We start from the raw sequence: 12,456 nt of genomic DNA, 5'->3' as shown, positions 1-12,456 counted from the left end.
GGCAACCTGCCCGATGACGAGTTGAACAACGTCGACAACACCATTAGCGGGCAGGGCACGATCAGTGTCGATCTGATCAACCAAGGCACGGTCCGCAACGAGGGCGGAAGGCTGCAGTTGGACCGCGCCGTGGTCAACGACGGCACGATCCGGGCACAGGACGGAACGCTGAACATCGGGGGCGATCTTGAGGGGAACGGCCGGGTCGAAGTGGCGTCGGACGGTGTGCTCGAAGTCGATGGTGGGCTCTTCAAGAATCACACCGTCGTGGTGGAGAACGGCGGCATCATCGACTGGACCGATCCAGCGCGGACCACGATTGAGGTTGTCGATTTCTTCGGTGACTTGACGCAGATGGGCGGAACCTATGCACCGGGCGCCTCCCCGGCGCAGAGCCTGCTGGATGGCGACTACACGCTGGGCGGTGGCGGTATCTTCGAGCTGGAATTCGCCGGACTGACCTCCGGGCTGTTCGACCAGCTGACAGTGACGGGCGATGTTTACCTGACTGACGGGTATCTTTCTGTTCTTGAGCTCGTGCCGTTCTCATTCGATGCAGGTCAGTACTTCAAGGTCGTCGATGTGCAGGGCACCCTGTTCGGGCAGTTCAACGGCTTGGCGGAAGGCAGCCTGATCACCGGCCTGTCCCGCGATCTGTTCATCACCTATGCGGGTGGCGACGGGAACGATATTGCCCTCTACACCGAAGGTGGCACGTCTCCGGCTACGGTGCCGCTCCCCGCCAGCATTCTGCCGCTTCTTGCCGCGCTCGCGGGTCTGGTTTCGATCCGCAAAGTTCGGGCCAAGACGATGGTTGTAGATTGCTGATCGCCGCCTGGCACTGACCTTTGTGTGCGCGCCCCTGACACGATCTGTCAGGGGCCACTGGCGGGTATTGCCGCGCCGACCCATCGAAATTAAGCTGCACACAGTTTGCGCTGGTGAAAAACGCAGGCGTCGCCATGCCCGGTGATTTCCTGAACTACGATATCGAGACATTCCAGAAGGTGATCAACATCACCCTGCGCGGCGTTTTCATCGTCACCCAAATCGCGGCACGGGTGATCGTTGAAAATGAAATTTCTGGCGCGTTCGTCAATATGTCGTCGATCACCGCGCAAGTCGCGATCGCTGCTTACTGCGCAAGAAATGGCGGCGTGATGCGGTTTGCCAAGGTGGCGGCGCTGGCGATACGCGTGCAATCGGCGATATGGTCGCTTTCTCTGTTCGAAAAGGCCAGCGACATCACGTGGGAAACCATCCATGTCTTTGGCGGGGTGGGTCGTCGTCCCGCCTTGTCTGACCAATCGGATCGTGGGTGGATTTCTTAGCTTCAGTTGTTTCGGGCAATCACTGCATGGTAAAGCTTTGTCCGGCGGCAACGCTTTTTTGTTTCCGCTGCACCATCCTGAAGGATAGGATTTCATAAGTTCAGGAGGAAAAATGCCAGCATTCAAGGCCAATCATAGTGTAAGGATCGGGTCGGACAGGAATTTCGGCCTCGTTTTCTGTGTGGTTTTTGTGCTCATTGCGGTCTTCCCTGTTCTCAATGCAGATACCCCACGCCTGTGGGCCTTCGCAATTGCTGGGGTGTTTTTGCTTTTCGCCCTTTGGAAGCCGGGTTTTCTGTCTGGTCTCAACCGGGCGTGGTTCTGGCTGGGTACGATGATTGGCGCGGTTATGGCCCCAATCGTGATGTTCATCATTTTCGTAACAGTCATGGTCCCAATAGGATTGGCATTGCGCCTTGTGGGTAAGGATCTTCTGTCGCAAAAAATCGACAAGGCTGCTTCGAGCTATTGGATTGAGCGCACAGAAGCACCGCGCAGCATGACAAACCAGTTCTAGGAGATCAAAGGCCCATGTCATTCATTGCCGAGCTATGGACCTTCATCCGGCTGCGAAAGAAAATCTGGCTTCTACCCATCTTTGTCGTGTTGGCATTCTTCGGGGCATTGATCGTCCTGAGCCAAGGATCTGCAGTAGCGCCATTCATTTATACATTGTTCTGATAGATGAAGAAAATTCTGGGCCTTTCGGCTCTTTACCATGATAGCGCGGCTGCACTGATCGTTGACGGAAAGATCATTTCCGCCGCTCAAGAAGAACGTTTTAGTCGTCGCAAGCACGACGCAGCGTTCCCGCTTCAGGCTATCAAATCCGTTCTTTCCGAAGGCGGCATATCTTTGGAGCAGGTTGACCATGTCGTTTTCTACGACAAGCCTTTCTTGAAGTTCGAACGTCTGCTGGAGACCTATCTTGCCCGTGCGCCCCGCGGCTTTGCTTCGTTCCGAATGGCAATGCCCGTATGGTTGCGGGAAAAACTGTTCCTGAAGGATCTGCTGACAAAAGAACTACGCGTGCTGTCTGCAACATTCCCTGCAGAGAAGTTACTTTTTGCAGAGCACCATCTCAGCCATGCGGCTAGTGCCTTCTTCGCCTCGCCTTTTGAACGCGCCGTCGTGTTGACATTGGATGGTGTGGGGGAATGGGCCACAACCTCTGTGGCGATCGGCGATGGAAACAGACTTGATATCGTCCGAGAGCTGCATTTCCCGCATTCCCTTGGCCTGCTGTATTCCGCTTTCACCTATTATTGCGGCTTTCGGGTCAACAGTGGTGAATACAAACTGATGGGCTTGGCTCCCTACGGGACGCCCCGATATGCTGATCTCATTCTCGATACCTTGATCGACTTGAAGGAAGACGGGTCTTTCCGGCTCGATCAGTCCTATTTTGACTACGCTGCCGGACTAACAATGACGAACAAGCGTTTTCACACGCTTTTTGGCGCCCCGCCGCGCAAACCCGACAGCGACCCCGTGACACAGTTTCACATGGATGTTGCCGCCTCGATACAAGCGGTCACCGAAGAGGTTGTCTTGCGCATCACCCGCTCGCTTCGTGCAGAATTCGATATTCCTGCGCTTTGCCTTGCAGGCGGGGTCGCCCTGAACTGTGTCGCGAATGGGGCTCTCGTTCGGGAGGGAACGTTCGACCATATTTGGGTGCAGCCTGCATCGGGGGACGCTGGTGGAGCATTAGGGGCCGCGCTTTGCGCGCACCATCTTGAATTTGGCGCCCCGCGCTTCGTTGAACCGGGGGACGCGATGCAGGGAAGTTATCTTGGCCCATCCTTTTCCGATGAGACCGTGAAGGCGTCACTGGATGCTGTTGGTGCGGTATATGAATGCCTTTCAAGCGACGAGACAATTGACCGGACGGCTCGGGCTATCGCCGATGGGCAAGCAATTGGCTGGTTTCAGGGGCGCATGGAATATGGCCCCCGCGCACTTGGCAACCGGTCGATCCTTGCGGATCCCCGGTCAGAAACAATGCAGAGAACCCTCAATCTCAAGGTGAAATTCCGGGAGAGCTTTCGGCCTTTCGCGCCGTCGGTCCTGCACGAAGATGTTCAGTCATGGTTCGAATTCGAGGGCAAAAGCCCCTATATGCTGTTCGTTGCCAAGGTTGCCGAACATCGCCGCCACCCGATGCGGCAAGAGGATAAGGATCTCTTTGGGATCGACAGGTTGAACATAGCGCGTTCTGCTATTCCGGCTGTAACGCATGTCGATTACTCGGCACGGCTTCAAACGGTTCATGCTGAAACTAACGCGCGGTATCATGCGCTTGTTTCCCGCTTCAAGGCGCTGACGGGATGCCCGGTTCTGGTCAATACATCCTTCAATGTGCGGGGTGAGCCGATCGTGGGAACCCCCGAAGATGCGTTCCGCTGCTTCATGGGAACAGATCTTGATGCGCTCGTTATCGGAAACCTCTATCTGCGCAAGAGTGAGCAGACAGTTGCGGCAACTCCCGGATACAAAGAGTCCTACAAGCTTGATTGAAGGGGTGGGGCAATGAAGGTTTCGCAACGGGAAACTGTGCCGGGGTCTAAATCCATGCGTCTTTCTCTTTGGCTCGCGGCATACGCAGTCATGGCTGTCTTTGTGTACGGCATGCTTGTCATTGGCGATTTCATTCTGGCAAGGATACAGGAGCGCAGCCAAGGCCTATCCGCAGGGGCCGCTATTGAAGCACAGCGCGTCATGGACGAGGATATCCCGCAGCGCGCGGCCGCCATCGCAGAGGGTTTTCACCCGATCTTGTATCCCACCCTGGTAGAAACCGAACCCGCGCTGATGGCGCTCGCACAGCGTTTCGGGGTCGCGCCGCTTGCCTCGCACCCCAACACCCCACTTTACTATTGCAACGAAGGGTATGGGTTGCTGACCTTTCATACAGACCGCTTTGGGTTTCGCAATCCAGACGCAATCTGGAACGAACGGGATTCTCTTGATCTTGTGCTGATCGGGGATTCCTTTGTTCACGGGGCTTGTGTGCCGACAAAGGCGAGCATTGCTGGACGCTTGTCGCAAGACATGACTGTTCTCAATTTGGGGATCGGCGGGAACTCACCCGTTCATTATGTGGCGACAGCAAAGACGTTTCTGCCTCACGTGACAACCAAGGCCGTGGCCCTTGTGTTTTATGCCAATGACAACGGCCCACCTGACCAAGGATCGTATTACCGCCGTGCGTTCTTCGAACATGACACACCGTACCTGACCGTGACCCGCGATGGGCTGCACCTTGATGAGGCTCTCACGGAATTCTACTCGGCAGCCACCCCGGTGATGGAAGGCGCCCGGGGGGCACAATCCCCTGTTATGAGTCTGACGCATTGCAGAATTTGTGCACGGGGTGCCAAATACCTATCATTGCCAACCATCCGCAAAACACTGGGAGAGATGATTGGCCGGTCTAAACGGCGTGATGAATTGCCTGCAGACTCGCGTCTGGCAATTGATACCGTGGCAGCACACTGCCCCGCCCCCGATTGCACAACCGTCGTGGCCTATATCCCGGAAAGTCCGTTCTGGCGGCCAGACCCTCGCGCTGCGGCCTATGCCTCCGCGCTGGCGGCCTATGCAGCGAAAATTGGGGTAACCTTTGTCGACACCACCCCTAAAATCCGTGCGCTGGGGCAGGACGCCTATGCCTCGAAAGGCCCCCATCTTTCACCTGAAGGATACGCCTTTGTTGCTGCGGCTTTGCGTGATGCCGTCCGCCCCTGAAGTCTGTTGCGGCTGCCGGGTCTTCTTGGGTCTGACGGTCAATCGGCTTTCAATATTGACGCTGTCTGAGCTTGTGGGGTTTCGGATCGGCGCCATGTGCGTGTTTTGAAGCATCCGGTTTTTGGCCGTTTCGACGATTGTGCAATGGTGCTTGCGGCGATCATGCAGGACGGCGATCACCATGATCGAGCACCGCAAATGTTCCGCTAAGCAGGCGCATCAAATGCCGTACAGGGCGCCGACCACATCGATGCCCATTCCGTTTCATGTACCCGGCCATCTGGTGGGACCCGTATCAAGGCGATCCACCGACTGCCCAGGCCAAAACCTAAGCTCCTGCCGCCGCCCCCAATTCATCCTCAAGCCGCTTTTGTTCAACTGCTTGCGGTTTGCTGAACCGGGCAAGCAACAGATATGCGACAGGGGTCAGGTAGAGGGTCGAGAGTGTGGCAAGCCCAAGCCCGCCGACAATAACCCAACCAAGTGCCTCGCGGGCTTCAGCGCCGGCTCCGGACGACAGGATCAACGGAACACCGCCGAGCACGGTTGAGGTCATAGTCATCATCACCGGCCGCATACGAATGATCGAGGCATCAAATATCGCATCGCGAACGTCGGCGCCTTGATCTCGTAACTGGTTGGCAAATTCGACAATCAGGATCCCGTTCTTGGCCATAATCCCGATCAGCATAACGAGCCCGATCTGCGAGTAGACATTCAAACTGAGCCCAGTGAGCGCCAGAGCAAAGATTGCACAAGCCAAGCCAAGCGGTACGGTGGCCATGACCACCAACGCTGAAATGAAACTTTCGAATTGTGCCGCCAGCACAAGAAGCACAACGGCGATTGCAAACCCAAATGTAATCACAAGTCCCGACGCTGTTTCATCCAGCGTGGCAGCTTCTGCCAAGGGAATGATCCTGTTGTTCTCCTGCAAGAGGGGGGCTGCGAGCCGCTCAACTTCGGCCAGACCATCGCCCAAGGCCATGTTCGGAGTCAGTCCGGCGGAAATCTCAACCGAACGGGACTGGTTCTCGCGGTCCAGCTCGGGCGCAACTGCGCGTTCTTCCAAAGTCACAAAGCTGGACATTGGCACCATCTGGCCATTCCCCGCCTGAACGAAAATGTTTTGTAAATCGCCCGGATCGTTGATGGGGTCGGCTGTGGACAAAAGCTGAATGTCATAACTTGTGTCATCGATGAACACCGATCCAACCGAACGGCCATCAAGCAATGCCCGCATGGCTGTTCCCAACCCAGTGATGTCAATGCCTAGGTCGGAGGCACGCGGGCGGTCGATCTGCACGAATAGCTGCGGTTGTGTAGTTTCATATTCCAGCTGTACGCGGCCGAAATCGGGGTTCTCTCGCATCTTGTTCACCAGTGCTTCGGACGCATCGGCAAGCTGGTTGTAATTCTCGCCGGTAATGGCAAAGGCCAGTCCCCGTCCGGCGCCCCGAATACCCAGCGAATTGGGCTGAATGACAAAGGCACGCACGCCGATGATGCCGCCAATTCGCCGGTAAATATCGCCCACAATCTCTTGCTGGCTGCGGGCCCGTTCGTCCCACTTTGCAAGGGTCATCACCATAAAGCCGCGATTGTCAGACCCCCGAAATCCCGCAATGTTGAAGATGTTCGTAATTTCGCCACCTTCGCGAAGCGGTTCGATAGCGGCTTCCATCTCGGCCATTTTTGCGATGGTGTATTCCAGTGACACCCCTTGTGGCGCAGTCACCGACATTAGCGCGACAGCCCGATCTTCAGGCGGGGTCAGTTCTTGGCGGATCGTGCTGTGCACGAAAAGTGCCGTCGTCGCGAACAACACGGCCCCAAGAACCACAACGAACGGCATGGACAGGGCACCGCGCAGGGTTGATGCATAAAGTCCCCCAAGGCGATTGCCCAGCCAAACCAAAGGACCCCGTGGGTCGGTCTTTGGCTCGCGGGTCAGAAGACGGCTGGCAAGTACAGGGCACAGGGTTAAAGCGACCACCGAGGACAGCATCACAGCGATGGCCAGCGTAAAACCAAATTCGCGGAACAACCCGCCGGCCTGTCCGGGCAGGAACGATAGCGGAATGAATACGGCGGCGAGTGTGGCTGTGGTTGTGACGACGGCAAAGAACACCTGACGCGTTCCCAACACGGCCGCAGCACGTGGTCCAACCCCTTCTGATCGGCGGCGCACGATGTTTTCAAGCACAACAATGGCATCGTCCACGACCATGCCAGTGGCCAAAACAAGTGCCAAGAGCGTCAGAATGTTGACCGAGAAACCGACAAGGTAAATTGCCGCCAATGTCCCCACCAAAGCGACGGGCATCGTAAGGGCAGGGATAAGCGTCGCGCGCGCGTCACGCAGGAAGATGAAAATAACCAGAACAACGATCGCAACTGCCATCCCGAGCGTTTTCAGCACCTCTTGGATGGATCCATTGATGAAAACGGCATCATCAGAGGTGACAAAGATATTCACGTCATCGGGCAGTGTCTGCTGCAAGCTGTTGACGGTTGCATGCACCGCTGCTGAAATTTCCAACGTGTTAGACGTGGATTGCCGGATGATACCTAGTCCCAGACCGGTTTGACCATTGGCGCGCAACACAGTCTCGTTTGGGGCTGGCCCAAGGGACACCGACGCAACGTCGCCGATAATCACATCGTCGCTCAGGCGCAGGCTTTCAAAGGCTTCGGGCGTGGTCAGCGCGGCGGTTGTGCGCACATTGATGGTTTGACGGTCCCCGGACAGGTCGCCGGCCGGGGCATCAAAGGCAACATCCTGAAGCGCGCGACCAAGATCGGCGAGCGTCAGACCCCGACTTGCGAGTTCCTTTTGGTCAATGTCCACACGAAAAATGGGGTCACGGTCGCCGTAGATCTGCAAATCGGCCACGCCCGGAATTGCCAACAAACGGTCTTCAATCCGATCACTCACAAGTTGGGTCAATTCCTGCGGCGATCGGCTTGCGGCTGTCACAGCGACACGCACAACCGGCTGGCTGTCCGCATCGGCTTTGACGACTTCGGGATCCTCGGCATCTTCGGGCATATCGCCTGCGATCCGGGCAACGGCGTCTCGTGTATCGCTGGCTGCGACGTCGATGTCTGCGCTGTCATCAAATTCCAACACTACGCGGCTGCGTCCAAACTGCGAATTGGATGAAATGGATTTGATCCCAGCCACACGGCCAACGGCGCCTTCTATTCGGCCGGTGACTTCCTGATCAACGGTTTCTGGTGCCGCGCCCGGAAACTGTGTGGTGACAGTTATGACGGGTCGGTCCACGTTGGGCAGTTCGCGGATTTCGACGCCGAATAGGCTCGCGATTCCTGCGATCACGATCAAGGCAGACAGCACAAACGCAAGGATGGGGCGGCTGACGAAAAGTGCGACGCCGCCGATCTTAGTTTTCTCCGTCATCACAGTACCCTAGAGCTTGCGCAGGCCGCTTTCGGCGACGCTGCGATGTTCGGTTTGTTCAGCAGAAGCAGGCGCGTTTTCAACGGAAACGGGTGCGCCGGGTCGCAGTGTTTGCAAGCCTTCTGTAACGACCTGCTCGCCCTCTTCAAGCTGGCCGTCGACCAGCACTATATCTGTGTTGCGCTGGCGGATCGTAACGGGAACACGCTGCACAACGCCATCACGCACAACCCAGACAAAGGACCCTTCGCGCGACCATTGCAACGACAGTGGGTCAATCGCAGGCAATGTTTCCCCCGGAAAGGCCATGGCCACGGAAAACGCCATGCCGCTGCGCAGGAGGTCTTGGTCATTGTCCAAGCGCCCCTGCACGCGGAGTGTTCTGCTTGCGCGATCCACCACTGTGTCGATGGCACTGACTTCTCCGAGAAGTGTCATGCCGCGCATGGCCAAAGGTGTCACCTCAATTGGCTGGCCGATGCTCAACTGCCCGATGACCCGTTCAGGCACCCGAAACTCGATCTGAATCTTGGACCTGTCAGTAATGACGGCCAAGGGGTCTTGGGCTGCGATACGTTGGCCGATTTCCAGATCGATCAACCCAACCCAGCCCGAGATGGGCGCGCGTATGATGCGCTGCTCCAAATCGTATTCCGCTTGAACGACTTCAAGCTCTGCGGTCCTCAACGCCAATTCCGCATCCTGCAAGCTGACCGACGTGATGGCCCCCGTATCTGCAAGCCGCGTGAGACGGTCCAGATCTGCCCGTGCGTCGTCATACATGATTTGCGCGCGGTCCGCTGCGATCCGTTCGGCGCGATCATCCAGCTTGGCAACGATTGACCCGACTTCAACGCGCTGGCCTGATTCGACGCCGATTTCATCAATGCGTCCGCTGGTTTCGCCGCGCACCGTAACCATTCGAAGGGCCTGTCCGTCCCCAATCGCGGTAATCTGATCGGCAAGAGCCCGATATTCGACAGGTGCGACCAGAACTTTGGCGTCACCACCGCCGCGACTCGACCGCCCTTCGGCTGCTTGCGCTTCGGGTGGCTCAATCCCGACAAGGTCCAAAAGCCCGGCGCGTTCAAGAACTGCCGTCGCCGACGGCACGTAATAGACCCACCCCGCAAAGGTCACGGCTATCAGGGCAAGGGCGAAAAAAAGTTGCTTTAAAATGTGCATTCGTCGATCCGATCAGGTGGGCGCCACGCCCGTTCGTCAAGACGAGACACTAATCCTGATCGCATCGAAATACATACACTATTGCGCGAGCGACACGTCTTTGGACGCAAGAAAGGCCCTCCAACCCCCAAGGCTGCTGATATCAGTGGCACCTTCGGTCGCAACAGCTTCGCACAAGAAGCCGGGAACCGAACTTCCATCACCCAGCCTGACTTGGCCAAGGCCCAGCGGGGCGGGAATGATGGCAAGCAGGCTGCCGATACTCTCTATCGGCATGGCCCAAACTTCGACCTCGATCGCGCTGCCGCCTTGGGTTTGACGAATAAGGCCCGGACGGTCTGGTGGGCCGCCCGGCAGGGCATAGAAGCTGTATTCCGGCGCGGTGGTCGTGGCCGCAAGAAAGCGCCCGCCACGTGAAGTCAGTTGCCCGTTCAACGGAAGGCCCGACATATGCGCGCCGCAGACCGCCAAAGCGATCTCGCCCGCACCGGGTTGTGGCGTGGGGGTTGGGGCAGGCGTGCCGCTGGCCAGCGCCTCTATGCGTTGCGCTTCGGCGGCAAGGCGCCCGTCGCTGCCTGCCGGACCGATCAGCGTAACTGATCCGGGCCGCCCGTCGCTGCGCGGCCCCGTCTTGACGGCAATGGCCGCCAGATCAAGCAGGTTCACGAAATTGGTGTAGGTCCCGAGATTGGAATTTGGCGTAACCGGGTCCGCTTCAAGATCAGCAACGGTGTAAAAGGTCGGGATCGTGGGCACACAAAGCATGTCACAAGCGTCAAGGATCGGGGCGCAGGCCCTTTTCAGGTCCGCCAATTTGTAAAAACCCCGGAAAGCATCCGTCGCGCTGAGTGTTTCGGCTTTGCCGACAATAGCACGGGTTACGGGCAAGACGGCCTCTGGGTCGGTGTCCATGAGATGGTCGATCACGCTGTGCCGTTCCGCCACCCATGCGCCCTCGTAAAGCATTTGCGCGACATCGTAGAACGGGGTGAAATCCACCTCGGTCACCACCGCACCTGCGCCCTTGAGGGCGGCAACAGACGATTCGAACGCGGCCTTCTGAACGCAATCACCAAAGAACTGAATGGATGCAGCATCTGGGATCGTGATGCGCGGGGCGGGCAGCGGGGTGGGCAATGGGCCGGACGGCATGGGCCGGGAATACGCGTCGGCGGTGTCATAGGCCGCCGCAACGCCATAAACTGCATGGGCATCGGCGACGTTCTGCGCAAAGATCGATATCGTATCCAGCGTGCGGCAGGCAGGAACGACGCCCGTGGCGGACAGCGCCCCCAATGTCGGTTTCAACCCGATAATGCCATTCAGTGCGGCGGGGACACGGCCTGATCCTGCTGTATCCGTGCCCAGTGAAAATGGCACGATCCCGTGCCCGACGATTACACCAGACCCGCCTGACGAACCGCCGGGTACGATCTCTGGGTCGAGCGCGTTCTTCGGTGCGCCGAATGGGGTGCGCACACCAACCAGCCCGGTGGCGAATTGGTCCAGATTTGTCTTTCCAAGCGGGATCGCCCCGGCTGCCCGCAGCCGTGCCACCACAAATGCATCTTCGCTCGGCTCATAGGCGTAGGCAGGGCAGGCCGCCGTCGTTGGCATTCCCGCCACATCGATATTGTCCTTTACTGCGAAGGGCATCCCCCATAGGGGCAGCGCCGGATCAAAGGGCCCCAGCGCCTCGGCGGCTGCAAGCAGGGTCGCTTCGTCGGGTGTGTGAATAAAGATGCCGGGGTCGTTCACATCCGCCAGCCGCGCCAAGCATTCGGTCATCACGGCGCGGGCGGTCACACCATCTTGGTATGCGGTGCGCAGGGCAGTCAGCGTGAAGGGCAGGTCCGCCAAGGGGCGGTTCGGGGCATCTTTCATGTTCACGTCTTCTCTTGCTTGGAAATTATTGTCCGAATTATTCGGCGGCCCGGTTCAATGCGGCGGGGCCAGCGGGCGGCGTTGGTGCGGCACCGATCAACGCGCGCGTATAGGGGTGTTGAGGACGATCCATGACTTGCGCGGCGGGTCCGGCCTCGATGATCTCGCCGCCCTTCATAACGATCACATCGTCACACAGCAGGCGCACGACGTTCAGATCGTGACTCACAAACAGGTAGCTCATCCCCAGCCGCGTGCGCAGGTCGGCAAGCAGGTTCAGAACGACCGCCTGAATGGACACATCCAGCGCGGCGGTGGGTTCATCAAGGATCAGCAAGCGCGGATCAGTCGCAATGGCCCGCGCAATGCCAACACGGGCTTTTTGGCCGCCGGAAAGCTGATGCGGGAAACGATCCAGCAAATTTTCAGGAAGACCTGTCAGCCCTGCCAGTTCCTCCACCCGGGCGCGCCGGGCTGCGGCGTTCAGGCCGGTTAGTCTGCGCAATGGCTCCAGAATCGTGTCGCGGGCAGTGTGTCGCGGGTTCAGGCTATCGGTTGCGTCCTGAAATACCATTTGGATCGCACCGCGCCTTGGGTCGCGTGCAAACTTGTCTGCAGCGACGCCCCCAATTTCCTGCCCTTCGAAATGGATGCTACCGCCTGTCGGATCCAGAAGGCGCACCAGCATCGCAGATGTGGTGGACTTGCCGCAGCCGGACTCGCCCACAAGGCCGACGCTGGCCCCTTTTCGGATTTTGAAATCGATCCCTTTCACCGCATGCACGGGGCCAGACTTGCCCGGATACGTTTTGGTCAATCCGCGCACTTCGAGCAAGGCAGTGTCCGCGATATTATGAGCGGCAAGCGGGGTGCGTGCCTCGG

The 12,456-nt window shown here is 58.1% G+C and carries 10 protein-coding genes; 6 read left to right on the top strand and 4 right to left on the bottom strand.

What is annotated here, in order from left to right; translation table 11 throughout:
• The 6 genes from E2L05_RS20885 to E2L05_RS18980 form a co-directional block, all read left to right on the top strand.
• Positions 1 to 828, top strand: an 828-nt coding sequence (locus E2L05_RS20885) for a hypothetical protein (protein WP_208016282.1), incomplete at its 5' end; no start/stop codon positions are given.
• Between the two features lie 113 nt (positions 829 to 941).
• The gene (locus E2L05_RS18995) at positions 942 to 1,331 is read left to right on the top strand and encodes an SDR family NAD(P)-dependent oxidoreductase (protein WP_279512647.1); all 390 of its coding nucleotides are present in this window, start codon (positions 942 to 944) and stop codon (positions 1,329 to 1,331) included.
• A gap of 112 nt (positions 1,332 to 1,443) precedes the next feature.
• Positions 1,444 to 1,848, top strand: a complete 405-nt coding sequence (locus E2L05_RS18990) for an SxtJ family membrane protein (protein ID WP_133344458.1) — start codon at positions 1,444 to 1,446, stop codon at positions 1,846 to 1,848.
• Between the two features lie 14 nt (positions 1,849 to 1,862).
• Positions 1,863 to 2,012, top strand: coding sequence for a DUF5989 family protein (locus E2L05_RS20880; protein WP_164687267.1), 150 nt, complete (start codon positions 1,863 to 1,865; stop codon positions 2,010 to 2,012).
• Between the two features lie 3 nt (positions 2,013 to 2,015).
• On the top strand, positions 2,016 to 3,851 hold the full coding sequence (locus tag E2L05_RS18985) for a carbamoyltransferase family protein (RefSeq protein ID WP_133344457.1): 1,836 nt from the start codon (positions 2,016 to 2,018) through the stop codon (positions 3,849 to 3,851).
• Between the two features lie 12 nt (positions 3,852 to 3,863).
• Positions 3,864 to 5,081 carry a GDSL-type esterase/lipase family protein gene (locus E2L05_RS18980; RefSeq protein ID WP_133344456.1) on the top strand — a complete coding sequence of 406 codons (1,218 nt, stop codon included), beginning with the start codon at positions 3,864 to 3,866 and terminating at the stop codon, positions 5,079 to 5,081.
• A 328-nt stretch (positions 5,082 to 5,409) separates the two neighbouring features.
• On the opposite strand, the gene E2L05_RS18975 is transcribed toward E2L05_RS18980, so the two are convergent.
• The 4 genes from E2L05_RS18975 to E2L05_RS18960 form a co-directional block, all read right to left on the bottom strand.
• On the bottom strand, positions 5,410 to 8,505 hold the full coding sequence (locus tag E2L05_RS18975) for an efflux RND transporter permease subunit (RefSeq protein WP_133344454.1): 3,096 nt from the start codon (positions 8,503 to 8,505) through the stop codon (positions 5,410 to 5,412).
• Between the two features lie 9 nt (positions 8,506 to 8,514).
• Positions 8,515 to 9,690 carry an efflux RND transporter periplasmic adaptor subunit gene (locus E2L05_RS18970; protein WP_133344452.1) on the bottom strand — a complete coding sequence of 392 codons (1,176 nt, stop codon included), beginning with the start codon at positions 9,688 to 9,690 and terminating at the stop codon, positions 8,515 to 8,517.
• Positions 9,691 to 9,768: 78 nt separating this feature from the next.
• Positions 9,769 to 11,574 carry an allophanate hydrolase gene (atzF, locus tag E2L05_RS18965; protein ID WP_133344460.1) on the bottom strand — a complete coding sequence of 602 codons (1,806 nt, stop codon included), beginning with the start codon at positions 11,572 to 11,574 and terminating at the stop codon, positions 9,769 to 9,771.
• Positions 11,575 to 11,611: 37 nt separating this feature from the next.
• Positions 11,612 to 12,456: ABC transporter ATP-binding protein (locus tag E2L05_RS18960; protein ID WP_133344450.1), on the bottom strand; the 845-nt coding region annotated here is incomplete at its 5' end.

Origin of the sequence: Meridianimarinicoccus aquatilis, assembly GCF_004358675.1 — a bacterium.
In the GTDB taxonomy this organism is placed as follows: Bacteria; Pseudomonadota; Alphaproteobacteria; order Rhodobacterales; family Rhodobacteraceae; genus Meridianimarinicoccus; species Meridianimarinicoccus aquatilis.
The sequence above is the reverse complement of the archived record's forward strand: the minus strand, read 5'-3'. Positions and strand labels throughout refer to the sequence as shown.

Coding starts and splice junctions, on each gene's coding strand:
- E2L05_RS18990 (WP_133344458.1), top strand. CDS start 1,444: ATGCCAGCATTCAAGGCCAATCATAGTGTAAGGATCGGGTCGGACAGG.
- E2L05_RS20880 (WP_164687267.1), top strand. CDS start 1,863: ATGTCATTCATTGCCGAGCTATGGACCTTCATCCGGCTGCGAAAGAAA.
- E2L05_RS18985 (WP_133344457.1), top strand. CDS start 2,016: ATGAAGAAAATTCTGGGCCTTTCGGCTCTTTACCATGATAGCGCGGCT.
- E2L05_RS18980 (WP_133344456.1), top strand. CDS start 3,864: ATGAAGGTTTCGCAACGGGAAACTGTGCCGGGGTCTAAATCCATGCGT.
- E2L05_RS18975 (WP_133344454.1), bottom strand. CDS start 8,505: ATGACGGAGAAAACTAAGATCGGCGGCGTCGCACTTTTCGTCAGCCGC.
- E2L05_RS18970 (WP_133344452.1), bottom strand. CDS start 9,690: ATGCACATTTTAAAGCAACTTTTTTTCGCCCTTGCCCTGATAGCCGTG.
- atzF (WP_133344460.1), bottom strand. CDS start 11,574: ATGAAAGATGCCCCGAACCGCCCCTTGGCGGACCTGCCCTTCACGCTG.